General features: G+C 71.5%; 28 protein-coding genes and 3 pseudogenes. 13 read left to right on the top strand and 18 right to left on the bottom strand.

Annotated elements, in window-relative coordinates; all coding sequences use genetic code 11:
• The first annotated feature begins 28 nt into the window (after nt 1–28).
• On the top strand, nt 29–337 hold the full coding sequence (locus CP976_RS00920; protein WP_483025172.1) for a hypothetical protein: 309 nt from the start codon (nt 29–31) through the stop codon (nt 335–337).
• Nucleotides 338–437: 100 nt separating this feature from the next.
• Here CP976_RS00920 and CP976_RS00915 read toward each other — a convergent pair whose 3' ends face one another.
• Nucleotides 438–1,502, bottom strand: a complete 1,065-nt coding sequence (locus CP976_RS00915) for an acyl-CoA dehydrogenase family protein (RefSeq protein ID WP_150478538.1) — start codon at nt 1,500–1,502, stop codon at nt 438–440.
• Nucleotides 1,503–2,221: 719 nt separating this feature from the next.
• Between CP976_RS00915 and CP976_RS00905 the strand changes: the two are divergent.
• Together CP976_RS00905 and CP976_RS00900 are read left to right on the top strand one after the other, a co-directional pair.
• Nucleotides 2,222–3,111, top strand: a pseudogene (locus CP976_RS00905) (glycoside hydrolase family 19 protein).
• Between the two features lie 27 nt (nt 3,112–3,138).
• Nucleotides 3,139–4,047, top strand: a complete 909-nt coding sequence (locus CP976_RS00900) for an oxidoreductase (protein WP_167537248.1) — start codon at nt 3,139–3,141, stop codon at nt 4,045–4,047.
• Nucleotides 4,048–4,051: 4 nt separating this feature from the next.
• Here the strand turns inward: CP976_RS00900 and CP976_RS00895 are convergent, their stop codons facing one another.
• Nucleotides 4,052–4,510: a pyridoxamine 5'-phosphate oxidase family protein gene (locus tag CP976_RS00895; protein ID WP_150478536.1), complete on the bottom strand. Its 459-nt coding sequence runs from the start codon at nt 4,508–4,510 to the stop codon at nt 4,052–4,054.
• A 61-nt stretch (nt 4,511–4,571) separates the two neighbouring features.
• Nucleotides 4,572–4,721 (bottom strand): tautomerase family protein, encoded by a 150-nt coding sequence (locus tag CP976_RS00890; protein ID WP_208838919.1) that lies wholly within the window; start codon nt 4,719–4,721, stop codon nt 4,572–4,574.
• 50 nt (nt 4,722–4,771) lie between these two features.
• Here CP976_RS00890 and CP976_RS00885 point away from each other — a divergent pair, with 50 nt between their 5' ends.
• Nucleotides 4,772–5,167 carry a VOC family protein gene (locus CP976_RS00885; RefSeq protein ID WP_150478535.1) on the top strand — a complete coding sequence of 132 codons (396 nt, stop codon included), beginning with the start codon at nt 4,772–4,774 and terminating at the stop codon, nt 5,165–5,167.
• A 43-nt stretch (nt 5,168–5,210) separates the two neighbouring features.
• Nucleotides 5,211–6,290: an adenosine deaminase gene (locus CP976_RS00880; RefSeq protein ID WP_150478534.1), complete on the top strand. Its 1,080-nt coding sequence runs from the start codon at nt 5,211–5,213 to the stop codon at nt 6,288–6,290.
• On the opposite strand, the gene CP976_RS00875 is transcribed toward CP976_RS00880, so the two are convergent.
• Both CP976_RS00875 and CP976_RS00870 read right to left on the bottom strand, forming a co-directional pair.
• On the bottom strand, nt 6,272–6,787 hold the full coding sequence (locus tag CP976_RS00875) for a mycothiol transferase (RefSeq protein ID WP_059415566.1): 516 nt from the start codon (nt 6,785–6,787) through the stop codon (nt 6,272–6,274). The genes CP976_RS00880 and CP976_RS00875 overlap by 19 nt on opposite strands.
• 41 nt (nt 6,788–6,828) lie before the next feature.
• A complete protein-coding gene (locus tag CP976_RS00870; protein ID WP_229876657.1) occupies nt 6,829–7,821 on the bottom strand; it encodes a LysR family transcriptional regulator in 993 nt (330 codons plus the stop codon).
• 117 nt (nt 7,822–7,938) lie between these two features.
• Here CP976_RS00870 and mgrA point away from each other — a divergent pair, with 117 nt between their 5' ends.
• The gene (mgrA, locus tag CP976_RS00865; RefSeq protein ID WP_150478533.1) at nt 7,939–8,931 is read left to right on the top strand and encodes an L-glyceraldehyde 3-phosphate reductase; all 993 of its coding nucleotides are present in this window, start codon (nt 7,939–7,941) and stop codon (nt 8,929–8,931) included.
• A 45-nt stretch (nt 8,932–8,976) separates the two neighbouring features.
• Here the strand turns inward: mgrA and CP976_RS00860 are convergent, their stop codons facing one another.
• Both CP976_RS00860 and CP976_RS00855 read right to left on the bottom strand, forming a co-directional pair.
• Nucleotides 8,977–9,264, bottom strand: a complete 288-nt coding sequence (locus tag CP976_RS00860; protein WP_150478532.1) for a DUF1905 domain-containing protein — start codon at nt 9,262–9,264, stop codon at nt 8,977–8,979.
• Nucleotides 9,265–9,333: 69 nt separating this feature from the next.
• Nucleotides 9,334–9,719 (bottom strand): annotated as a pseudogene (locus CP976_RS00855) (nuclear transport factor 2 family protein).
• 331 nt (nt 9,720–10,050) lie between these two features.
• Here CP976_RS00855 and CP976_RS00850 point away from each other — a divergent pair.
• Both CP976_RS00850 and CP976_RS00845 read left to right on the top strand, forming a co-directional pair.
• Nucleotides 10,051–10,461 (top strand): hypothetical protein, encoded by a 411-nt coding sequence (locus CP976_RS00850; protein WP_150478530.1) that lies wholly within the window; start codon nt 10,051–10,053, stop codon nt 10,459–10,461.
• 15 nt (nt 10,462–10,476) lie between these two features.
• Nucleotides 10,477–10,920 (top strand): annotated as a pseudogene (locus CP976_RS00845) (FHA domain-containing protein); the annotation flags it as partial.
• A 50-nt stretch (nt 10,921–10,970) separates the two neighbouring features.
• Here the strand turns inward: CP976_RS00845 and CP976_RS00840 are convergent.
• The 4 genes from CP976_RS00840 to CP976_RS42730 form a co-directional block, all read right to left on the bottom strand.
• A complete protein-coding gene (locus CP976_RS00840) occupies nt 10,971–12,269 on the bottom strand; it encodes a streptophobe family protein (protein WP_150478529.1) in 1,299 nt (432 codons plus the stop codon).
• 330 nt (nt 12,270–12,599) lie between these two features.
• The gene (locus CP976_RS00835) at nt 12,600–13,016 is read right to left on the bottom strand and encodes a PRC-barrel domain-containing protein (RefSeq protein WP_150478528.1); all 417 of its coding nucleotides are present in this window, start codon (nt 13,014–13,016) and stop codon (nt 12,600–12,602) included.
• A complete protein-coding gene (locus tag CP976_RS00830) occupies nt 13,013–13,597 on the bottom strand; it encodes a PRC-barrel domain-containing protein (protein WP_086854998.1) in 585 nt (194 codons plus the stop codon). Before CP976_RS00830 ends, CP976_RS00835 begins: the two co-directional genes overlap by 4 nt.
• Complete coding sequence (locus CP976_RS42730) at nt 13,594–13,734, bottom strand: hypothetical protein (protein WP_167537247.1); 141 nt, start codon at nt 13,732–13,734, stop codon at nt 13,594–13,596. The genes CP976_RS00830 and CP976_RS42730 overlap by 4 nt, the downstream gene beginning before the upstream one ends.
• Nucleotides 13,735–13,920: 186 nt before the next feature.
• Between CP976_RS42730 and CP976_RS00825 the strand changes: the two genes are divergently transcribed.
• Nucleotides 13,921–14,385 (top strand): ATP-binding protein, encoded by a 465-nt coding sequence (locus CP976_RS00825; protein ID WP_150478527.1) that lies wholly within the window; start codon nt 13,921–13,923, stop codon nt 14,383–14,385.
• 118 nt (nt 14,386–14,503) lie between these two features.
• On the opposite strand, the gene CP976_RS00820 is transcribed toward CP976_RS00825, so the two are convergent.
• Nucleotides 14,504–15,391: an RNA polymerase sigma factor SigF gene (locus tag CP976_RS00820; RefSeq protein WP_150478526.1), complete on the bottom strand. Its 888-nt coding sequence runs from the start codon at nt 15,389–15,391 to the stop codon at nt 14,504–14,506.
• Between the two features lie 261 nt (nt 15,392–15,652).
• Between CP976_RS00820 and CP976_RS00815 the strand changes: the two genes are divergently transcribed.
• Nucleotides 15,653–16,084 (top strand): helix-turn-helix domain-containing protein, encoded by a 432-nt coding sequence (locus tag CP976_RS00815; RefSeq protein ID WP_150478525.1) that lies wholly within the window; start codon nt 15,653–15,655, stop codon nt 16,082–16,084.
• 21 nt (nt 16,085–16,105) lie between these two features.
• Here the strand turns inward: CP976_RS00815 and CP976_RS00810 are convergent, their stop codons facing one another.
• Both CP976_RS00810 and CP976_RS00805 read right to left on the bottom strand, forming a co-directional pair.
• Entirely contained in the window at nt 16,106–16,708 is a 603-nt protein-coding gene (locus CP976_RS00810; RefSeq protein ID WP_150478524.1) for a ClpP family protease, read from the bottom strand.
• Nucleotides 16,708–17,349, bottom strand: a complete 642-nt coding sequence (locus CP976_RS00805) for an ATP-dependent Clp protease proteolytic subunit (RefSeq protein WP_150478523.1) — start codon at nt 17,347–17,349, stop codon at nt 16,708–16,710. Before CP976_RS00805 ends, CP976_RS00810 begins: the two co-directional genes overlap by 1 nt.
• A gap of 341 nt (nt 17,350–17,690) precedes the next feature.
• On the opposite strand from CP976_RS00805, the gene CP976_RS00800 reads away from it, so the two are divergent.
• Nucleotides 17,691–18,173 carry a VOC family protein gene (locus CP976_RS00800; protein WP_150478522.1) on the top strand — a complete coding sequence of 161 codons (483 nt, stop codon included), beginning with the start codon at nt 17,691–17,693 and terminating at the stop codon, nt 18,171–18,173.
• Between the two features lie 34 nt (nt 18,174–18,207).
• Here the strand turns inward: CP976_RS00800 and CP976_RS00795 are convergent, their stop codons facing one another.
• From CP976_RS00795 to CP976_RS43455, 3 genes are all read right to left on the bottom strand, one after another.
• A complete protein-coding gene (locus CP976_RS00795; protein WP_229876655.1) occupies nt 18,208–19,083 on the bottom strand; it encodes an aminoglycoside phosphotransferase family protein in 876 nt (291 codons plus the stop codon).
• Nucleotides 19,084–19,114: 31 nt separating this feature from the next.
• Entirely contained in the window at nt 19,115–20,020 is a 906-nt protein-coding gene (locus CP976_RS00790) for an SGNH/GDSL hydrolase family protein (protein ID WP_150478520.1), read from the bottom strand.
• A 188-nt stretch (nt 20,021–20,208) separates the two neighbouring features.
• Nucleotides 20,209–20,571 (bottom strand): hypothetical protein, encoded by a 363-nt coding sequence (locus CP976_RS43455; RefSeq protein ID WP_229876653.1) that lies wholly within the window; start codon nt 20,569–20,571, stop codon nt 20,209–20,211.
• Between the two features lie 324 nt (nt 20,572–20,895).
• On the opposite strand from CP976_RS43455, the gene CP976_RS00780 reads away from it, so the two are divergent.
• On the top strand, nt 20,896–21,693 hold the full coding sequence (locus CP976_RS00780; protein WP_150478519.1) for a VOC family protein: 798 nt from the start codon (nt 20,896–20,898) through the stop codon (nt 21,691–21,693).
• Nucleotides 21,694–21,728: 35 nt separating this feature from the next.
• Nucleotides 21,729–22,430 (top strand): ribonuclease H family protein, encoded by a 702-nt coding sequence (locus CP976_RS00775; RefSeq protein WP_150478518.1) that lies wholly within the window; start codon nt 21,729–21,731, stop codon nt 22,428–22,430.
• Nucleotides 22,431–22,488: 58 nt separating this feature from the next.
• Here the strand turns inward: CP976_RS00775 and CP976_RS00770 are convergent, their stop codons facing one another.
• Nucleotides 22,489–23,292: an MBL fold metallo-hydrolase gene (locus CP976_RS00770; protein WP_150478517.1), complete on the bottom strand. Its 804-nt coding sequence runs from the start codon at nt 23,290–23,292 to the stop codon at nt 22,489–22,491.
• Nucleotides 23,293–23,352 lie beyond the last annotated feature (60 nt).

Genomic DNA, 23,352 nt, shown 5'->3' with positions numbered 1-23,352 from the left:
GCCCCAACGATCAACCCAGAAGCCCGTGTTGGGCGTCATCCGCACCGAGGGGCTAGCCCTGCCCCTCGGTGAACGGGAGGCACACACCCATGAAGCAGCGGGCTTCACGCACTGTCTCATTCGGCCTGGCCGTGGCGCTGCGGCCGGAACGGCGGCACTCGCCCCGTCCGCGCACGCGGCACAGCCGCAACGCGACCACGAGGCGACCCGCACGGCACTGCGCGACCTGATCGGCAAGGGCGTGCTCCAACTGGAGGCCGAAGGCAGACTGAGCCTGGACGACACGGTCGAGCGGTGGCTGCCGGGGCCTGGTGCGGGGCAACGGCTACGACGGTGACGAGATCGTCCTGCGGCAGCTCCTCGACCACGCCGGCGGCATCGCCAACTACACCAACGACCCCGCCTTCGTCCAAGCCGTCGGTGCTGCCCCGCCTCGGCTAGCCGGACGCCAGCGCGCCGAGGTGCGTCCGGCGTGCCTCGGCCGTCTGGGCCTGCACGAGCAGGAACATCCCCTCGCGTGCCAGCCGCTGCGCCCGGCTGTCCAGGGCCATGGACCGGCCGCCCCCGGCCACGATCGCGGCGGTCGTGGCCGCCCTCAGCACGTCGTACGCCCGTGTCTTCAGCGCCAGGCGTTCCGGCACGCACTCGTGCGGGACGGGGTGGTCGGCCAGGGCGTAGGCCTCCCGCCGGACCTCGTCGAGCCGGGCCCGCAGTGCCCGGGCCGGCTCCCGGCCGTCCGGGGTGTCCGCCACCAGGTCGAGCGCCGCGCTCGCCACTCCGAACACGGCCGGACTGGTGTTGGCGGCCCTGGGCAGATCGACCAGGGCGAACTGCTCCTGCGGGGTGCGCAGCACGACCGCGTCCTCCGGCGCCCACAGGCCGTCCAGCTCCAGGGAGACCGTACGGGCGGCGGTGAGCGCCGCGAGCCGCATCGGCGCCGACGGACGCATCCCTGGTTGTTCGCGGGCCTCGGCGCCGACGAACACCACCTCGGCCGTGTCCGTCACACCCGCCAGCAGCATCACGTCGTTCAGACCCCAGCCCGTGTACCAGGGCACCCTGCCCTCGAAGCGCCAGCCGCCCCGCTCGGGCACTGCCCGCACGGGCACGTGGGGAAAGGCACGGACGTGCGCGTACGCGATACCGGCCAGCGACTCGCCGGTCGCCAGCGGGCGCAGCAGCTTCTCCCGGACCGGCGAGTCGTATGTGGCGAGCAGCTTCACCGGAGTGTGGTGCTGTGTCTGCACGAACCATGTGGAACAGCACGCCCCGGCCAGGATCTCCGCGACCTCCCGCGCCACGGCGGCGGGCGCGTCCGCCCCGCCGTACTCCTTCGGCGCGCCCAGCCCGAGCAGACCCGACCGCCGCACCGCCTCGATGTGGCTCGCCGGCACCCCCTCCTGGTCGACGCGTTCGGCCTGCGGGACGAGGAGATCGTGCGCCAGCCGCTGTGCGCGGGTGACGAGGGGATGGGGCGGGGAGGCGAGGGATGCGGAGCTCATGGGAGGAATTCTCGCGCTCCCGCGGCGCGGGGTGTCGATCCCGGGGTGTGTCGTCCGACCGACCCCGTCGAGGACGCGCGCCGCGCAGGTCCAGTTCCGTCAGCACGTCGAAGTCGAGCCCGTCGGCGCAGGCCGGTTAGATGCGCTGCGGACATGGCTGTCCCCCAGGTGCAACAGTCCGCGCGGGCCCTCGTACGACACCGCGCCCGCCGCCGTGCCGATCGCCGATCCGTGCAGCGTCCCGGCCAGCTTCAGCGGCGCGGCCTGCAAAAGCACACCCTCGTAAGGACTCGCCGAGGCTGCCGAGGGCGGGTGCCTCGATGCCGTGGCGGGCCGCGTTGAGCGGGAGACAGACCTCGCCGGCGACAGCCCCGTCGGACCGGTGCGCGTACCCGCAGGCCGCCCGTGCCGTACGCCGCGGCCAGACAAAGTCGTTGCCCGCCCGTGCCTGGCGCACCGAGGTGATGCGCCAGCCCGTGACGCCCTGCACGACGCCCAAGCCCGCCGGCGACCTCCCCGGGCGCGGCCGAGCCGTCCGGTGCACAGATGACTGGTCTACACCCTTGACTGGTACAGACCAACGCGGTTGAGTGTGCCTCCGACACCCCCCACCACGGCCGCGCCCACGCCGTGACCGGTCCTCCCGGTGCGTGCGGCGAAGGCTCTGCTCCGCCCTGCCCGCGACGGGTGCGGCCGTGTCCCGCAAAGGAGTTGATCCCGTGTCGAGACGCCGTGTCTCCGCCGTCCTGGCCGCCCTCGCCCTCGCGGGCACCGCGCCGGTGCTCCTGCCCGCCACCAACGCCTCCGCCGCCGCGTGCTCCAGCTATCCCAACTGGGTCGCCGGGAAGTCGTACGCCGCCGGCGACATCGTCCGCTACACCGACGGCAAGGCGTACAGAGCCGAGCACGCCAACCCGGGCTACGACCCGACCATCAGCACCTGGTACTGGGAGCCCTACGCCTGCGACAGCGGTCCGGGCACGCCCAACGCGCGCTTCGTCGTGACCGAGGCGAGTTCAAGCAGATGTTCCCGAACCGGAATCCCTTCTACACCTACAGCGGTCTCACCGCCGCCCTGAGCGCCTACCCCGGTTTCGCCAACACCGGCAGCGACACGGTGAAGAAGCAGGAAGCCGCCGCCTTCCTCGCCAACGTCAGCCACGAGACCGGCGGTTTGGTCCACGTGGTGGAGCAGAACACGGCCAACTACCCGCACTACTGCGACTGGAGCCGCCCCTACGGCTGTCCGGCCGGCCAGGCCGCCTACTACGGGCGCGGCCCGATCCAGCTCAGCTGGAACTTCAACTACAAGGCCGCGGGCGACGCGCTCGGCATCGACCTGCTGAACAACCCCTGGCTGGTCCAGAACGACGCGGCCGTCGCCTGGAAGACGGCCCTGTGGTACTGGAACACCCAGACCGGCCCCGGCACCATGACCCCGCACAACGCCATGGTGAACGGCGCCGGATTCGGCCAGACCATCCGCAGCATCAACGGCTCCCTGGAGTGCGACGGCAAGAACCCGGCGCAGGTGCAGAGCCGTGTGAACAACTACCAGCGGTTCACGCAGATCCTCGGGACGTCACCCGGCGGAAACCTGTACTGCTGACGGCGAGGCCTGTGTGAGACTCCACCGATGAGCTCACAGACGATCACCGCGGACGCCGCGGGAACCTGGAAACTCGGCGACCTGCCCGTCCACCGCCTCGGCTTCGGCGCGATGCGGCTGACGGGCAGCGCCGCCTTCCATCTCGGCACTCCGAGTGACCGCGACCGGTCGATCGCCGTTCTGCGCGAGGCAATCGAGCTGGGCGTGAACCACATCGACACGGCTGCCTTCTACTTCTCGTCGCTGCGCTCCGCCAACGAACTCATCAACACCGCGCTGGCGCCGTACCCCGACGACCTGGTCATCGTCACCAAGGTGGGCCCGTACCGGACCTGGTCGGGGGAGTGGGGCACCTCGGCCCGTCCCGAGGACCTGCGCGCCCACGTAGAGGAGAACCTGCGCCAGCTCGGCCGCGACCACCTGGACGTGGTCAACCTGCGCCGGATGCCTTCCTACGACTCGATCGCCGAGCACTTCGGCGCCCTCGCCGAACTGCGCGAGGCGGGCCTGATACGCCACCTGGGAATCTCCAACGTCGAGCCCCGCCACCTCGCCGAGGCGCAGGCCATCGCGCCGGTGGTCTGCGTGCAGAACCGGTACGCCCTCGACCGCCCCGATCCCGCCTCCGACGAACTGCTGCGGATCTGCGGCGAACAGGGCATCGCCTTCGTGCCGTTCTACGCCGTCGCCGGCGAGGGCGGCGAGCGCGGCGCCACCACCGCCCATGACGAGGAGGTGCGGGCCGTGGCCCGCGCCCACGGCGCGAGCCACGCGCAGATCCGCATCGCCTGGACCCTGCACCAGGGCCCGCATGTGCTCGCCATCCCCGGCACCGGCAACCCCGACCACCTCGTGGAGAACGTGGCGGCGAGTGCGATCCGCCTCACGGACGGGGAACTGGACCGGCTGAACGCGCCGCGCCGAAAGGCCGGTTGACCGGTCAGACCACCCAGACCCCGTCCCGCATGAGATGCCGCCGCGGCAGCTCGTGCTCCTCGCACCACGCCTGGACCGCGCGCGGCCGCACCCGGAAGAACGCGTACGACGCGTGGTCCTCGCGCGGATCCCAGCCGGTCTTCGCGCGGAACGCCTCGGCCGCCTTCGACGGCACCTCCTGGGTCGTGAACGTCTCCACGTCACCGTCGACGAGGACGACGTCCCGGGTGTCCCCGAAGGCCAGCCGGGCCCGTCGGCCGTCCCGCAGATTGCGGCCCGTCGGATTGGTCAGCCGTGTGCACAGCCACACGGCCTGGTCGTGCCACACGAACCAGAGCGGAACCAGGCACGGCATGCCTTCGGTGTCCGCCGTGGCGACCCAGATGTCGATCTTCCGCTCCAGACGGTGCAGGAGGTCCGCCTTGCGCTGCTCGGGCGGGCGGGGTGGCTCGGTGATCTTCATGCCCGCGACGCTAGCGAGTGGCCGGGCGGACCGCCTCGGGCTGAGGGTGTAGGCCGTGGACCTAGGTCCTCGGGGTGTCGAAATACTGCGCCCGCCCCTCTCCGAGCGCCCAGTCGGTCGGTCCGTTCTCCGCCAGGACGACGAACACGTTCCGCGGCTCCGTCCCCGCGCAGGCGTGCGCGAGGGTCGCGGCGGGCTGTTTGCGTCCCATGCGTGTTACGTATAACCTCACCCGTCAACCACACGCTCCGAAAGGCCCTGATGCGCCGTATCGCCCTGGTCACCCTCGTCGTCGACGACTACGACGAGGCGATCCGCTTCTACACCGAGGCCCTCGGGTTCCGGCTCGCCGAGGACGCTCCCCGGCCCGGCGGGTCGCGCTGGGTCGTCGTCGAACCCGGGAATCCGGGCACGGGCACCGGCCTGCTGCTCGCCCGTGCCGAGGGGGAGGCGCAGGCCGGCCGGGTCGGGGACCAGACCGGCGGGCGGGTCGGGTTCTTCCTGCACACCGACGACTTCGCCCGGGACCACGCCCGGATGACCGCCGCGGGCGTCACGTTCCTGGAGGAGCCCCGGCACGAGCCGTACGGAACCGTCGCCGTCTTCCAGGACCTGTACGGCAACCGATGGGACCTGCTCCAGCCCGCCACCGACTAGAACTCCGACTCCCACCGAGTACGCACTGCCGAGGAACACGCACATGACCGCGCCCCGCATCGACACCGACACCCTCCGCCGGCTGCCCAAGGCCGTGCTGCACGACCACCTGGACGGCGGCCTGCGCCCCGCCACCGTGGTGGAGCTCGCGGACGCGGTCGGCCACACCCTGCCCACCACCGACCCCGCCGAACTCGCCGCCTGGTACTACGAGGCCGCGAACTCCGGCGACCTGGTGCGCTACATAGCCACCTTCGAGCACACCCTCGCCGTGATGCAGACCCGCGAAGGCCTGCTGCGCACCGCCGAGGAGTACGTGCTCGACCTCGCCGCGGACGGTGTCGTCTACGGCGAGGTGCGCTATGCCCCGGAGCTGATGGTGAAGGGCGGGCTGGCCCTGCCCGAGGTCGTCGAGACCGTGCAGGAGGGGCTCGCGGCCGGTATGGCCAAGGCGGCGGCCGCGGGCTCGCCGGTGCGGGTCGGGACGCTGCTGTGCGGGATGCGGATGTTCGACCGCAGCCGGGAGATCGCCGACCTGGTCGTGGCGTTCCGGGACGCCGGTGTCGTCGGCTTCGACATCGCCGGGGCCGAGGACGGCTTCCCGCCCGCCGACCACCTCGCGGCCTTCGAGCACCTGCGCCGCGAGAACGTGCCGTTCACCATCCACGCCGGGGAGGCGCACGGCCTGCCCAGCATCCACCAGGCCCTTCAGGTGTGCGGCGCCCAGCGCATCGGGCACGGCGTGCGCATCACCGACGACATCCCCGACCTCGCCGGCGGCAAGCTGGGCCGTCTCGCGGGCTGGGTGCGCGACCGGCGTGTCGCCCTGGAAATGTGCCCCACCTCCAACCTCCAGACCGGCGCCGCGACCTCCATGGCCGAGCATCCGATCACCGCGCTGAAGGACCTCGGCTTCCGCGTCACCGTGAACACCGACAACCGGCTCGTGTCGGGCACCACGATGACCCGCGAGATGTCCCTGCTGGTCGAGCAGGCGGGCTGGACCGTCGAGGACCTGCGCACGGTCACGGTGAACGCCCTGAAGAGCGCGTTCCTCCCGTTCGACGAGCGGAACGCGCTCATCCGGGACGTGGTCCTGCCCGGCTACGAGGCGGCGCTCTGAAGGAGTCCTCGCAGGTAGGCGGCCTGTCCGATGTGCTGGAGATCGTCGGACAGGACGCTGACCAGCCGTACGCCCAGGGTGACGGGCGGGTCCCAGCGCTCGTCGACGACGCGCTCCAGATCCTTGGCCGCCAGGCCGCGCAGGGCGTCGAGGGTCTGCGCGTGCACCGCGTCGTAGTAGCCGGTCAGCAGGTCACCGGAGTCGACCCGGACCTTGGCGACCTTGGCGGGGCTGTGGCCGTAGCCCGTGTCATGGCGGGGCAGACCGAGGCCGAAGCGCTTCTCCCAGTCCTGGGACAGCCACACCTGGTCGAGGTCGAAGGCGTCGGCGACGTGGTCGTCCTGGACGCGGGTGAGGTGCCAGACCAGCCAGGCGATGGAGTTGGTGTCGGGGGAGGGGCGGGCGCTCAGTTCGTCGGGCCCGAGGCCCTCCACGGTGGCGTGGACTTCTTCCCGGATGCGGTTGTAGCCGTCGATGAGGATGTCCTTCGCATGCATGGCTCCACCATCGCGCATCACCGCGTCTCGTGCGTCCCGATTCACACGCCGCTGGTCTCCGTTTGCACGCCTGCGGTCCCCGGCGACGCGGCCGTGGTACCCGGCGACGCGCTTGCGGTCCCCGGTGACGTGCCAGTGGTGGTTCCGGGGGACGCCCCCGAGGCCTCCAGCAGCGCCATCAGCGCCCTGGCCGCCGGGCTGGTGGCCTGCCGGGGCGGCAGCAGGGCCACCGTCTCGTAGACCGCCTCGCCGGTGCCCTTCACCGGCAGCGCGGTGAGGGAGGCCCGTTTGTGCGCGAAGTGCCGCGGCACGACGGCGACGCCGAGGTTCTCGTCGACCAGGTCGAGCAGGGTGTGCACGTCGTTCACCTCCAGGGCCACGGTCCGCCGTACGCCCGCGGCGGCGAACACCGTGTCGGTGGTGCGGCGCGGACCCCAGTCCGGGTGGAAGTCGACGAACACCTCCCCGCCCAGCTCCTCCGGCGTGACGGCCGCACCGGCCGCGGCGAGCCGGTGACTGGCGTGGCACAGCAGTGTCATCGGCTCGCTGGTCAGCGGCACCGACCGCAGTTGGTCGCTGTCCGCCTGCGTCCGCACGGCGAACGCCAGGTCGAGCCGCCCGGCCGCGACCTCCTCCGCCAGGGCGCCCGACCCGGCCTGCCGCAGACAGATCTCCACGTCCGGATGCTGATGCCGGAAGGTGGCGAGCAGCCCCGCGACATGCACCCCGGCGATGCACTGCTCGCTGCCGAGTGCGAGCATGCCGCGCAGTACGCCCTGCACCGCCGCCACCGCCTCGTGGGCGGCGCGCACCTGCGCCAGGATCCGCTCGGCCTCGCCGAGGAGCGCCCGACCGGCCGGGGTGAGCGTCACCCGGCGGGTCGTGCGCACGAACAGCGGCGTCTGGAGCTCCCGCTCCAGCGCCCGGATCGAGGCCGACAGGCCGGACTGGGACACCAGGAGTCGTTCCGCCGCCCGGGTGAAGTGCTGGTCCTCGGCGACCGCGACGAAGTGCTGCAAGTGGCGCAGTTCCATGACTGAGAAGCGTAGCCGCTGAATTCCATCGGATTCTTCTGTTGGACGCATGGGCGCAGGTCACGACAGAGTGGACACCGGTTTCCTCCCGACCGAGCCAACCCCTCTGGAGTCGCGTTGTACACCGCACACCCCGACCGCTACGCGGACATGCCCTACCGGCGCACCGGACGCAGCGGGCTGAAGCTCCCCGCGCTCTCGCTCGGCCTGTGGCACAACTTCGGCCCGGACCGTCCGGTCGAGACGCAGCGCGCCATCCTGCGCCGCGCCTTCGACCTCGGCGTCACCCACTTCGACCTCGCCAACAACTACGGCCCGCCGCCCGGCGCGGCCGAGTCCGCGCTGGGCGAGTTCCTGAAGTCGGACTTCGCGGCCTACCGCGACGAGCTGGTCATCTCCACCAAGGCCGGATATCTGATGTGGCCGGGCCCGTACGGCGAATGGGGATCGCGCAAGTACGTGCTGTCCTCGCTGGACCAGAGCCTGAAGCGGATGGGCCTGGACTACGTCGACATCTTCTACTCGCACCGCCCCGACCCGGAGACTCCGCTGGAGGAGACGATGGGCGCCCTGCACTCGGCGGTGCAGCAGGGCAAGGCGCTGTACGTCGGCATCTCCAACTACTCCGCGGAGCAGACCCGCGAGGCCGCCCGCATCCTGGGCGAGCTGGGCACCCCGCTCCTCATCCACCAGCCGCGCTACTCGATGCTGGACCGCCGCCCCGAGGACGAGGGCCTGCTGGACGCCCTCGACGAGCTCCAGGTCGGCTCCATCGTCTTCTCCCCGCTGGAGCAGGGCCTGCTCTCCGCCCGTTACCTCGACGGCATCCCGGAGGGCTCCCGGGCCGCGAGCGACAGCCCCTTCCTGAACTCCGACGCGGTCACCGAGGAGCTGGTGGGGCGGCTGCGCGACCTGAACGACATCGCCAAAACCCGTGGCCAGACCCTGGCCCAGATGGCGCTGGCCTGGGTGCTGCGCGGCGGCCGGGTCACCTCCGCGCTGGTCGGCGCGAGCAGCCCGCAGCAGTTGGAGGACAGCGTCGGAGCCATCGGCAACCTGGACTTCGACGCGGACGAGCTGGCCCGTATCGACGCGATCGTCAAGCAGTAGCCGCCCCCGGCCTTCCCGGGGGCAGCCGCCGCCCCCGGGAAGCCTCTATGAACTGATCCGCTCCTCCAGGCGCACCGTCACCGTGTCGCCCTCCTCCTTGCCGATGGCCTTGCGGACGTCGGCCTTCACGGGCAGCTTGTGCGTGCCGTCGCCCAGTGCCATGAACGAGCTGCGGAAGGGGTGCCCGTCGATCGTCCCGCGGACCTTGACCAGGCCGCGGGTGCCGAAGAACTCGACGGACCGGGGCCAGACCAGATAGGTCCAGCCGCCCTCGGCGGGGCTCCTGCGCAGGACCGCGGTGAATTCCGCGTCCAGTTTTCCGGTCGTGGCCATGGTGTCCTCCGGTGTTCGGTCGCTTCTCACACAGCAGACCGCCGGACACCGGGAAACTCATCGCCGGTCTCAGGCGGCCCCGGCGGGCACCCGGTCGAGAAAGCCGAGCACGGCCCTGATCCGGCCCTGCTCGTCCAGCGTGATCACGTCCGACCCGGCCACGGGCGCCGAGCCGTCGGTCTCGCTCACCAGCTCCCACGAGAAGCGCGCGATGTGGTGGTGCCCGTCGACGGCGCCGGCGAGCCGGAACACCAACCCCGGGAACTGCTCACGGGCCGCCGCGATCAACGCGACGATCTGCTCATGGCCGCGGACGTCGGCCAGGGGGTCGGTGTAGCCGCCGTCCTCGGTCCAGGCGGCGGCGACCGCCTTCGCCCGTGCCGCGGGATCCTCGGCGTTCCAGGCCTCGAAGTAGCGGGCGACGGCGTCCCGTAGCGGTGGGCGGGTGCGGACATGGGCGATCAGCCTCCGAAAGGTCGTCTCTGCTGGTCAGTGCCTGGATCACCGTTCGCGGCGAACCGGCACGGACCACCCTGCCCGCACCCGGCGGGACCGTCGATTACCTCCGGAGTCATGCCCCCGGGCGACCGCCCGCAGCGTTTCGGCCAACTCGGGGTGTGAATATGCCAGGAGAGTGGCCGGAAAGACATGGTGACAGTGTTTCAGTAGTGAACATACTGACCAGCGAGAGCGCTTCACATCGAGCGACGGCGCCCTCACGCACAGCACGCGAGCCGCAGGGCAGGAAAAACCGGGCAGGCGGGCAGGGCAACGGGGGAGGGTCACGTGCATGACGAGTTTCTGTGCCATGTAACGGCGTACGGAGTCTGCGACGGCCGCCGCATCGGTGTCCCGCTGGGCACCTACCGGGCGCCGACCCTCGCCCTCGCCCTGTGGTGGCTGCGCGACCGCGCCTCATGGATCGCCCAGCGTCTCGACCCCCAGCCCGACGCCGAGCACTTACCGCCGGGCGCGCTCGTGCCGGTCGCCGAGACCGTGCCCGACGTGCCCACCCTGCTGCGCGCCTGGTGCGCCGATCCCGGTCAGCAGGAGCGGGTCGCCGAGGAGTTGGCGGCCGGACGGCTGGTGCGCATCGCCACCAGCGACGACACCACCGAGTACGAACTGCTCGCCGAGTCCGTGGACGCCCTGCGGATGCAGCGTACGGCTCCCTCCCTGGGCGTTCCCGTGGCCTGAGCGGCTCGCCGAGTCATGCATCAGGCAAATCGGCAGTCGTCGGTAACACCAGAGCTCGTCCTGGAGACCGAGACGGGCTCCACAGTGATGATTCCGGGCCGCGATTACCACGTCGGGCGCGACCCGTTGAGCGACATCGTCATCGACGACGACCAGGTCTCCTGGCACCACGCGGTATTGAGACCCGACGACGGGCACTGGACCATCGAGGACGAGAACAGCCCCAACGGCACCTACGCCGACGGCCGCCGCATCCACGACTGGGACGTCGGACCCGGCAGCGTCATCCGCCTCGGCGATCCGGCCGACGGACCGCGCGTGGTCCTGCCGGGCCGCCCCGCACCGGCCCCGGAACGCCCCTCGTCCGTCTCGATGCCGGCCATGACGGGCACCTACCGGCGGAGGAGCGCCCGAAGCCGCCCCCGCGCTGGGCCGAACCGGTCTTCCTCGAACGGACGTAGAGCAGCGGGCGCAGCGCAGCGGCCGCAGGGCAGTCGGTGTGCCCGGTGTCAGCCCGCCCGCTCGGCGCGCACCTCGCCCCGCCGCCGTACGCGCCGTGCCAGCAGCGCCCCCGCGAACCCGGTCAGCAGCCCCCACGGGACGGCCAGGCCCACGGCTCCCCACAGCCGGGGTCTGAGGAACAACTCGCCCGCGAGGCCGCCGCCCAGGTCGCCGATGCCGAGCACGGACAGACCGAAGTGCGCGGAGATGCGCCCGACCAGGCAGATCATGAACACCGTGAGCACGAGCGCGAGCGCCATGTGCACGGCGTGCTGCCAGGCCCGGACCCGGGCCGGTGACCGGGCCGCCATCACGAACGCGGCGGCGATCAGCAGCACCACGTCGACGACCAGCAGCCACCACACCCTGCCGTCGTGCTCGGAGAGCGTCCGCAGGTTCAGTTCGGCGATGTCCGGGGTGCGCAGCACCTCGTCGAGCACATGCGGCATGGGCAGCCCGAACGGCCCCTCCACCCGGCCGTTCCAGGTGGCGCCGAGGCCGATCGTCAGCGCCAGCCAGACCAGGTTGGGCATGCCGAGCAGGATCACGGCGAACGTCTCCGCCGCGTGCCCCTTGGTCACCGCGACGACCAGGCCGACGACCACGCCGATGACGACGTAGGCGAGCAGCAGCGCGACCATCGCGTACGCGGCCGGCCGCACCGACGTCTGGAAGCGCAGCAGCCGGGCCGGCAACGGGGCGCCGCGCGACACCAGCAGGGCCAGCACCAGCACACCGGCCAGCCACACCACGCCGACGAACACGGACAGCGGAACGTCGGTGGTGAAGCCGATCTCCGGGGAGGCGCCGAACAGATCGCCGAGTTCGCCCAGCGCGTCGTTGCCGAGGGAGATGTCGAACGTGTGGCGGGCGGCCAGCGTCAGGCCGATCAGCGCGAGCAGCCACAGGACGGCGATCCTGGCGGCCCAGCCGGCCAGCTCCGAGGCACCGGCGACCGCACGGTGCCGTAGGGGCCGCAGGAAGCCCCAGGCGATCACCAGCGCCCCGGTGAGCGTGACGGACAGCGGGATGACGGTCAGGCCCGCCTGCGTTTCGGCGAGGTCTCCGGCGCTCCCGGAGAGCTTCACGGCGCCCCCGACGGCGGTGACCACGGTCGCCATGACGACCGGTGCGAACGCGCCGTCCGGGAGATCCGCCGCCCCGGCCGCCCACAGACCCAGAGCGGACACCGCCGCCATGGCGAGGAGCCCGCCGAACACGGTGAGGAGGGCATGCGCCCAGCCGTGGCGGGCGACGGCCCGCTCGCCGGAGGTACGTGCCCGGCCGGAGGAGGAGCGCGAACTCACGGTGTCACGCTAAGCAGCACCCGCGCCGGACGCCCGTCGGGAGGTCCGTCCGCGTCGGCTTGCGAGCCGCACGGGACCGGAGCACACAATGAACTCGTAGTGGAAATTCCGACCCGACCTCGTCGGAGCCTCCCACGAGCGAACCGCCGACTTCGGATCCGGGGACGTCGTCGGAGCCGCCGACGAGCGAGCCGCCGACGTCGGAACCGCCGCAGCCTCCGCCCGGGAACGACACGGGGAACGATACGGGGAACGGCACTGGGAGCAACACCGGGAACGGCACGACGGACCAGCCCCCGGCCCCCTGAACCGGCCCGACCACGTCCCGGCTCACCCGGCACGGACCACCAGGGCGTAGTCGCCGAGGCCGAGCAGGCGATCGGACGGCAGGTCGCCGTGTGCGGTGCGGACCGCCTCGATGCGGCCGGTCTCCGGCTCGAACACGACGTCCTGGACCGTGCCGAGCTCGTCGCCCGTCTCGGCGAGGATCCTCAGGCCCGGCAGCTCGTGGTGCGGCGGCACCTCGGACGGGGCGGCGGCCGAGCGGACGAGCACGGCGTCCGGACCGATGGCGTGCAGGGCGCCCCAGGCCAGCACGGACTCCTTGCGGGAGTGCCTGCCGCGCACCCGGACGTGGGTGACGACACCCGACGGGGCGTCGACCGTCAGGGACTTCAGCACGCCGATCTCGTCCGCATCGGTCAGCGTCAGGACCGGCAGCCCCCGCGCCTGCGAGAACAGCATCATGGCGGTGTCCCCTCCCGCCCCTCGTGGAAGGCGCCGACCCGGGCGGCGAAGGACGGCAGGTCGTCGGCCACGTAGCGGGTGGCGTCCGCCGGGATCACCAGCGCCCGGCCGGAGACCGCGAGCGTCTCGCCACGCGGCACGTACACCCGGTGCCGACGCCGCCTGGAGCCCTGCACCAGCGCTTTGCCCGCGGCGATCCGGAAGCCCACGACCCGGCCGCTCGTGCCGCCCTCGACGACCACGTCGAGCACCGTCCCGACCTCGGCGCCCTCGTCGGTGAGCACCTTCGCGTGCAGCACCCGGCCCTGCTGGGCCTCGCGGCGTGCCACCACGACGGGCGTGTCCGCCAGGGCACCGGCGTCGACGATCATGACCGCGTCATGGCCCAGCGAGTGCACGGCCGCCCAGGGCAGGCTCAGCTTCAACGGGCCCGACAGCAGTCCCCGGCCGCTGAGCGTGAAGCCGGTGACACGCCCGGCGGCGGCGTCGAAGACGGTGTCCTTGACCTGCGCGACGGCCTCGCCGCCCAGGGTGACCACCGGCAGGGTGGTCAGGCTCCGTGCCGCCATGAGCTCGTTCATCGCTCGCCCTTCCCGCCGGGCCGGCGCCGCACCGCGATGACCGTCCCCGAGCGCCGGCCGGCCTGCACGGCGAGCGTCACCACGGTGACGGCGGCGAGCGCCGCGACCACCACGACCAGCCACATCCACCAGACCACCGCGCACCTCCGGCGATCGGACCGGCCGCCCTCGGCCGGTCCCGATTCCTACCGGGTGCCCCGCGGACGGGGGACAATGCCCAGGGCACCGGACGGGCCGAAGGCCTGTCAGGACTGTGAAGCCCGGCTCGGGGTACGAGCACTGTGCAGAGCGTCCGGCCAGTCCGGCTTCCCAGAGAGAAACGTATGATCGACCACCTGGACGGGGCAGTGATACCGACTGGTTTCGACGTGCCCGTGGAACCGCTGAGGCGGGCGGCACACTACACCGGCGAGCAGGGCTGCATCGCCGAGGCGCGGTCCTTCGCCGCGCTCTTCCTCGACCAGCTCAGGACCGAGTGGTGCGCGCCCATCGACGACCGGACCGACGGCGCGGTGCAGCTCGTCGTGAGCGAGCTCGTCACCAACGCGGACCGGCACAGCAACGGGCCGTACATCCTGGAGCTCGTCGGCACGGACACCGCGGTGACGGTGTCGGTCTACGACAGCAGCTCCGCACTGCCCCGCATCTTCCCGCGCAACCCCGAGCGCGTCGGGCGGCACGGCCTGGAGATCGTCCACGCGCTCGCGGAGCAGGTCAGCGTGGAGCGGGTGCCGGTGGGCAAACGGGTACGCGCCGTGCTGCCGCTCACCGACGAAACCGATGACTGAGCCGTCCATCGACGCCGCTTGAAGCGCCCGGAGCCCCCCGAATCCCGGAGCCGGCACGGTGGCGGGTGCCGTCCCACTCCCGCGTGTGGGGACGGCACCCGCTGGTCCGCCGGCCGCGTCAGGCGCAGCCCAGCTCGCCCAGCATGCCCTCGCGCAGTCGCGTGATGATCCGCTTGATCAGGCGGGAGACGTGCATCTGCGAGCAGCCCAGCCGCTCCCCGATCTCCGCCTGGGTGGCCTCCTCCACGAACCGCATGTGGAGGATCTGCCGGTCGCGCTCGCTGAGCTCCGCCATCAGCGGGGCGAGCGAGTGGAAGTCCTCGACGAGCCGCAGCCCGTCCTCCTCCACGCCGATGAAGTCGGCCAGGACCGCTTCGCCGCCCTCCGGGCCGTCGCCGGTGAGCGCGGCGTCCAGCGACGACGAGTTGTACCCGTTCGCGGCGATCTGGCCCTCGACGACCTCCTTCTCGGAGATGTTCATCAGCGTGGCCAGCTCGGTGACGGTGGGCTCGCGGTCCAGCCGGCTGGCGAGTTCCTCGCGGGCCTTGGCCAGCTCCACGCGCAGTTCCTGAAGCCGCCGCGGCACGTGCACCGCCCACGTCGTGTCCCGGAAGAACCGCTTGATCTCGCCGACGATGTACGGCAGCGCGAAGGAGGTGAACTCGACCTCGCGCGACAGCTCGAACCGGTCGATGGCCTTGATCAGGCCGATCATGCCGGTCTGGACGATGTCCTCCATGTCGTCGCCGCGGCCACGGAACCGGCCGGCCGCGAACCGCACGAGCGACATGTTCATCTCGATCAGCGTGTTGCGCGCGTACTGGTACTCGTGCGTGCCCTCTTCGAGTTCCGTCAGGCGCTGGAAGAACTGGCGGGACAACTGCCTGGCGTCCCGCGGGGCCACGGACCGCGGGTCCACAACTCCCGGCAGTGCTCCGTCACCCGTGCCGGCCTCCGCGTTCTCTTCGACGACCTGTGCCTGCGACCGGATCACGGCGGTCTCCATTACCTCTCCCATGAGCGTCGGGGCGGACATCTGCCTAGGTCCCTCCGGGTGGCGGGTACCCGGTTATCCGCTGCACATGCCCGGCGATCCGCCGAACCGCGGAAAATTCGGTGGCGTGCGGCGGCCGGGGCGGTCGAGCACCCCTGGTGCAGCGGAGTCAGGATCTCCCAACGCCGCCTGCCCGCCGTCCCGTTCGGCGATTCCACCCAGGGCGGAATGCCTGCCCCTTCCCCTGACGACCACGCCTCCTAGGCTGGAGAAGTGAGCAACCACGTGCCGAACGAAGCCCGCGTCATCCCCCTTCGCCCGCCCGGCGCGCGCCCCCAGGCCGCCCGTCCGGCCACCGCTCCGCCACGCCAGGGGCCACCGGCTCCCGCCGTGAAGGAGCCCTTGTGGCGTGACCTGGTCGGTGACGTCCTGCGGCGGGAACGCCTCGCGCAGGAGCGGACCTTGAAGGACGTCGCGGACGAGGCACGGATCTCCATGCCGTACCTCTCGGAGGTGGAGCGCGGCCGCAAGGAAGCCTCCTCGGAGGTCCTCGCGGCCGCCGCCCACGCCCTCGGACTGAGCCTCGGCGACCTGCTGTCGAGGGCGCAGGGCGAACTGATCCGCGTCACCTCGCGGTACTCGGGCGGCGGCCGCCGTACTGTGTCGTCCCCCTCGTCGTCCGAGGGACTGTGCATGGCCGCCTGAGCCCGTGGGCCGGCCGGCGCCTCAGACCCGCACGGGGCGCCGGCTGAGCACCTCGTCGGCCAGTCCGTAGCCCACCGCCTCCTGCGCGGTGAACACCTTGTCGCGGTCCATGTCGGCCCGCAGGGTCGCCACGTCGTGGTGGGTGTGCCGGGACAGCACCTCCTCCACCTGCGAGCGGATCCGCACCATCTCCTTGGCCTGGAGCGACAGGTCGGACGCCGCACCGCGCGCTCCGCCCGTGGCCGGCTGCCCCAGCAGCACGCGCGCGTGCTCCAGCACGAACCGCCGCCCGGCATCCCCGCCGGCCAGCAGCACCGCCGCCGTGGAGGCCGCCTGCCCGACGCAGAACGTCGAGATCGGCGCCTGCACGTACGTCATGGTGTCGTAGATGGCCATGAGTGAAGTGAACGAGCCGCCGGGGGAGTTGAGGTAGATCGAGATCTCGCTCTCCGGTGACGACGACTCCAGATGGAGCAGTTGCGCGATGACGACGTTGGCGACGCCGTCGTCGATCTCGGTGCCGAGGAAGATGATCCGCTCGGACAGCAGCCGGCTGAACACGTCGTAGGACCGCTCGCCCTGCGGGGTGCGCTCGACGACGTTCGGAATCGTGTACGTACCCATCACTGAAGCCCCATCCTGCGCCGGGTGGCCGCCGGGCGGATGTCCGCGAGGGACTCCAGAACCCGGTCCACCATGCCGTACTCCCTGGCCTCCTCGGCCGTGAACCAGCGGTCCCGGTCGCCGTCCCGGGAGATGGTCTCCGGGGTCTGTCCGGTGTGCTCGGCGGTGATCCGCTCGATGGTCCGCTTGGTGAACTCCAGGTTCTCCGCCTGGATCTCGATGTCGGCGGTGGTGCCGCCGATGCCCCCCGACGGCTGGTGCATCATGACGCGCGCGTTCGGCAGGGAATAGCGCTTGCCAGGGGCGCCGACGCAGAGCAGGAACTGGCCCATGCTGGCGGCGAAGCCCATGGCCAGGGTGGAGACGTCGTTGGGGATCAGCCGCATCGTGTCGTAGATGGCCAGGCCCGCGTGCACCGAGCCGCCGGGGCTGTTGATGTACAGGCTGATGTCGGTGCGCGGGTCCTCCGCGGACAGGATCAGCAACTGGGCGCAGACCCGGTTCGCGGAGACCTCGTCCACCTGCGTGCCCAGCAGCACGATGCGCTGCGCGAGCAGCTGGGCGGCCAGATGGTCGTCGAACCGGGTCGGAGGGGTGTCGCCCTCCTCCGCCCGCGGGGCGAGTGTCGTGAAGGGAGCCATCGGTTCTCCTCGTCGTGGCAGAAGGGTCGCGGACGTACCGCGGATGTGCCGTCGACTCCACTCTTGACCTCGGACGATGCCCGCAGACCGTTTCTCTGCCCTCGGCAGATCCGCTCCCGGCAGAGCGCCCCGCGTACGGCCGGTCCCAGCTCCTCTCGCGCAACTCCCGGAAGAACGCCCGCACATCACCGACCAGCGGGTCGGGCCCCTCCATCGCCGCGAAGCGCCCGCCGCGGGCCGTGACGCCGCCCCGGCGAAATGATCACCCGCCCGGCCGATGAGTTTCCCCGCGCGGACCGGTCGACACAGATGACAGCGATCCACCGCCCCAGGAGGTACTCATGGCATCCGACGGTTTCACCACGTGTCTCTGGTTCGACGGCCAGGCCGAGGAGGCCGCCCACTTCTACGTCTCGGTCTTCAAGAACTCCAGCGTCGGAAAGATCGCCCGCTACCCCGAGGGAGCGCCCCAGCCCGCCGGTGGCGTGATGACCGTCGAGTTCACGGCCAACGGCCACAAGTTCCTCGGACTCAACGGCGGCCCCCAGTTCAAGTTCACCGAGGCGGTCTCCTTCGTGATCACCTGCGAGAACCAGGAGGAGATCGACTACTACTGGGCCAGGCTCACCGAGAACGGCGGCGAGCCCGGCCCGTGCGGCTGGCTCAAGGACCGGTACGGCGTGTCCTGGCAGGTCGTCCCCGACCGGCTCGACGACATGATCACCGACCCGGACCCGGCGAAGGCGGCCCGGGTGACCGAGGCGTTCATGGCGATGAGCAAGTTCGACATCGCGACCCTGGAGAAGGCGTACGCCGAAGAGTGACGCGCCCCCCGGACAGGGGCGGGAATCCCTGCCCCTACCGGGACTCGGCCAGGATCTCGCTGATCACATGCCGCGAGTTCTCCGCGACCGGCGGATTGGTCTCCCAGTAGTACGGCAGTGCGATGACCGCGATCCGCAGGGCCCAGCCCCGGCCTCGCGCCCACTCGGCCTCGTCAGCGCCCACGGCCTCGCGGAAGACGCCGCGCGCATCGGCGGGCAGCAGACACCAGGCGCTGATGAGGTCGACGGCGGGATCGCCCACCCCCACCGTGCCGTAGTCGATCACGGCGGTCAGCCGGCCGCCGCTGACCAGCAGGTTCCCGGCCATCAGATCGCCGTGCGCCCACACCGGTGGTCCGGTGTACTCCGGGGCGCGCAGGGCCTGCTCCCACAGGTCCGTCACCGCCGCGGTGTCGATCCGCCCCGCCAACTGCGCGAGCGCCTCACGCACGAAGCGGTCCTGCGTCGCCAGAGGCACACCCCGGGAGCCGGCCGGGCCCTCCGCCGCGTCGGTCCGGCGCAGGGCCGTGACGTACGCCCCCAGGTCCTCGGCGAGCAGTCCGGGTTGCTCCAGCGCGCCGGGCACCGGGTTGCGGCCGTCCAGCCAGCCGTACACCGCCCAGGGCCACGGGAAGTCGTCGCCGGGCTCACCCCACCCGAGAGGCTCGGGTGCGGCGGCGGGCAGCCCCGGTGCCAGCCGGGGCAGCCAGCGCAGTTCGTGCGTGATGGCCTCGACGGCGCGGGGATGCCGGGGGAGCCGTACGACCTTGTCCGCGCCGAGGCGGAACATGGCGTTCTCCGTCCCGGAGGACTCCAGACGCCGCAGGGGCAGCCCTGCCCAGCGCGGGAACCGTCCCGCGATCAGCCGGCCGACGACCGAGACGTCGATGTCCACTTCGTCCTCATGCATTCGCACCGCGCACATGCCGCCATTCGAGCGGTCAACTCGCCGACTGTCGAATGGTTTTCGTGATCTCCCGGGCGATGCGCAGGATGCCGGGGGAGCGGACCGGGCAGGGCTTCGGCGTGGACGTCGTGGGCGCCAGGCAGAAGTGCAGGTAGTCGTCGTCCCGGTGCAGGGCCGTCCGGCCGCGCGACGGCTGAGTGCAGTAGTCCGGATGGGCACGCTCGTAGGCGGTGCACGGGAGGTACTGCGTCCAGGCGTAGCGGTCCGCGCCCGGGCTCACCGCTTTCCCGGCGTCGGCGACGATGCCGCCCGTCGTGGCGGCCAGCCGCTCGTACAGTCCGTTCACCCGGCGCACCCGGTCGGGCGTGATGGGATCCGGTCCCTGGAGCACCCACACGATCCGAGGACGGTGGGACCCGCCGGCGGTCGCGATCTGCTCGACCAGCCTGCGCGCGTCGGCTTTGTATCGCTTGAAGTACCGCTCCCGCGCACCGTCGTACGTGATCCTGTCCATGCACCAGGTGAAGTCCCAGGCGTTGCCCCAGAACTGCAAGACCACGAAGTCCGGACGCAGCGACCGCACCAGGGCGGCCGCCTTGTCCCGGGCGGGTACGAGGGACCGCTCGGCCGTGCCCTCCAGGTAGTCGCACAGTGTGGTGCCCGAGTAGGGGGCGCTCGTGTACTTCGCCCGCAGGTCCCGGCGCAGCTCCTGGCCGAGGACCTTCTGGTTCTCCATGGCGAGCGAGTCCCCGAGGTACAGCACGGTGGGCGCCTTCACGGGGGCCCGGACGCCGGGGGAGGAGGCCGGGGCACGCTGGTGCGTGGTCGCGGACACCTCCGGAGCGGACGGCGGGGGAGTCTCGGGCCCGGACGACGGATCGCCGCACGCACCGAGCAGCAACCCCGCCACCAGCACACCCACGAACCACGGTCTGCGCATACGGCAACTCCCGCCCCGGGCCGGTGAAACGGCTCCCCAGGCAAGCACAGCCGGACCCTTGGGGGAAGACACGCGTCGGCCACGGAACGCGGCCCGCGGCCGATGACGTGACGGCGGGTCAGGCCCACTTATGGAGCTTCACGACAAGTCGTTCACCAGCACCGCCGCCCCGTCGAACCCCCCTGCCTTCAGATCGGTAGCGCCTCCACGGCCCGCGACAGCGGATACGCCAGGACACCACCGCGGTCCAGGGCGCGCAGCGCGACCGGAACCAGCTCGCCCACGGGGGCGAACAGGATCGCGCTGTCCAGCGGCTCCGGCGGCCGCGCGTACGCGTCCTGCGCGGAGGCCGCGCCCAGCTCCAGCCGCCAGGCGGCCGCCCCGCGCGTCATGACGTGCACGGTGGTGCCCTCGGCGAGCGCCACCTGCGCGCACAGATGAGCGCTGCCCCCGAAGCCGTACAGCCCGAGCCGTCCGCCGTGCGGCAGCCCGGCTCGCCGCAGCGCCCGGTGGCCGATGATGCCCGCGCACAGCAGGGGAGCCAGGTCCACGTCCGCCACACCGTCCGGCAGGGAAGGCGAACGCCGCCGGCACCGTCGTGTACTCCGCGTAACCGCCGCCGGCTCCCAGCCCGTGCACTCGGAGCGGGGCACAGAAGCTCCGCGCCGCGCACGCAGTACGCGCAGCCACCGTCGGTACGGCGCCGCGAGGCCGCAGGCGCGCACACGCACCAGCAGTTCGTCGTCCGCGGGCACCGGCACACCGAGGGCCCCCGCCCAGTCTGCGACGGAACCACCCGTTCGGCGCGCGGGCCCGTCCGCAGGTGATTAGCGTGAGGAAACGGACTATCCACCCATTCGGAGAGGGCCGCAGTCATGGCCGTGCAACCTGAAGGAAGCCCGTGCTGGGCCGACGCGATGTTCAGCGACCTCGAAGGGGCCAAGAGCTTCTACGGAGACGTCCTCGGCTGGACCTTCGCCGAGGCGTCGACGGAGTTCGGCAACTACACCCAGGCCTATGCGAACGGCAAGGCGGTCGCCGCCGTCGTCCCGCCCATGCCCGGCCAGGAGGGCCAGTCGCAGTGGTGCCTGTACTTCGCGGCCCGGGACGCCGTCGCCACCGCCGCCCGGATCCGTGACCACGGCGGCGAGGTGCTGATGGAGCCGATGCAGGTCGGCGACTTCGGCACCATGTGCCTGGCCCGCGACCCCGGCGGTGTCGTCTTCGGCGTTTGGCAGGCCGGCACCCATGAGGGCTTCGACACGATGGCCGAACCGGGTGCCTACACATGGGCGGAGGTCTTCACCCGCGAGCCCGAGAAGTCCGACGCGTTCTTCCCCGCCGTCTTCTCCTACAAGCAGAAGGACATGGAGCACGAGGAGATGGACTTCCGGATCTACGACCTCGGCGAGCGCAGCGTGCTGGGCCGGATGAAGATGACGGACGACTTCCCGCCCGAGGTGCCGCCGTACATCAATGTCTACTTCGCCGTCGAGGACTGCGACGACGCCGTCGCGAAGGCCACCAAGCTCGGCGGCGTCCTGCGGTTCGGGCCCATGGACACCCCGTTCGGCCGGTTCGCGTCCCTCAGCGACCCCCAGGGCGCCAACTTCTCGGTCATCGACATCACCAGGACCGAGGGCGAGATGCCGAAGACGACCGACCTGAGCTGAGGGGCCTGAGGCCGGACGGCGCACCCGGCCATGGCATGATCGGGGCCATGCGTGAACGTGTTGTGGCCGCGTGTGACGGGGCTTCGAAGGGAAATCCCGGGCCCGCGGGCTGGGCCTGGGTCGTCGCCGACGCTTCCGAGAGTCCGGTGCGCTGGGAGGCGGGGCCGCTCGGAAAGGCCACCAACAATGTCGCGGAACTCACCGCGCTGGAGCGCCTGCTGACGGCCACCGACCCGGACGTGCCGCTCGAGATCCGCATGGACTCGCAGTACGCGATGAAGGCCGTCACCACCTGGCTGCCCGGCTGGAAGCGCAACGGCTGGAAGACGTCCGGCGGAAAGCCGGTCGCCAACCAGGACCTCGTCGTGCGCATCGACGAGCTCCTGGACGGCCGCTCGGTCGAGTTCCGCTACGTGCCCGCCCACCAGGTCGACGGCGACCGGCTCAACGACTTCGCCGACCGCGCCGCCAGCCAGGCCGCCACCGTCCAGGAGCCCGCGGGCAGCGGCCTCGGATCCCCCGAGCCGCCGCCCGCCCCGGACACCCCGGCCAAGGCGCCGCGCTCCCGATCACGCGGCGGCGCGGCCTCCCGCACCACGAAGGCCTCCTCGCGCACCATCAAGGCCAAGTTCCCCGGCCGTTGCCAGTGCGGTCGCTCCTATGCGGCCGGTGAGTCCATCGCCAAGAACGACGGCGGCTGGGGCCACCCGGAGTGCCGCACGGCCGAGACCGTCTGACCGGTTCCTCGGCCCGCCTCGTTGCTCTCGTCCGATACAAAGCCGTGTTCGAACGCGGTCAGCTCGTCGGGGCCACCGAGGCGGTCGTGGCCTGACCGATCGTGAAGGTGGCACCGGGGCTGGCGTAGTCGACAGGACCGTCGAACCGGGCCGAGGCACGTGCCACCGCCTGCTGCGGTGTGAGGAAGCGGCCGACATGCGTGACGATCAGTCGGCCCGCCCGGGCCGCGCGGGCGGTGTCACCGGCGTCCTCGGGCGTGTGGTGCACCTGGTCACCCTCGGCCGGCGCCTGCGCGCTCTCGGCCTCGCACAGCAGCACGTCGCATCCCTCGGCCAGCTCTGTGAGGCTCTGGCACGGCGCGGTGTCCCCGGAGTACACCAGCGACCTGCCGACCGTCTCGATGCGCACGGCGAACGCCGGAATGCCGTGCGCCACCGCCCGGCTGGTCAGCCGCAGCGAGCCGATGGTCACCTGATGGCCGTCGTGCAACTCGGTGACGGCGAAGGCCGATTCGATGGGGCTTCGGGCCGGTGTGTTGGTGAGGAACCCGGCCAGCCGGTCGGCGATTCCCGGTGGGCCATAGAGGGGAATCGGCGCTGTCAGACTGATGTCTGCGTACAGGGCGCCGTAGTACGCGGTGAGCAGGTCCGCACTGTGATCGGCGTGCAGGTGCGAGATCCAGATCGCGTCGAGCTCCTCCAGCCGCACGTGCCGCTGGAGCGGGCCGAGCGTGCCGCTCCCCGCATCCACCCAGATCCGGGTGTCGCCGCTCGACACCAGATAGCCCGAGCACGGGTTGTCCACGCTCGGGTACGGTGTCGCGCACCCGAGGACCGTAAGGCGAAGAAGCTCATCACTCATCCCGGGATCTTAGATCGCCCTATCCACAGGTTTTCAGAATTTCTCCCTCGGAAGATGACC

The sequence above is a fragment of the Streptomyces coeruleorubidus genome, assembly GCF_008705135.1.
GTDB lineage: Bacteria > Actinomycetota > Actinomycetes > Streptomycetales > Streptomycetaceae > Streptomyces > Streptomyces coeruleofuscus.
The sequence above is the reverse complement of the archived record's forward strand: the minus strand, read 5'-3'. Positions and strand labels throughout refer to the sequence as shown.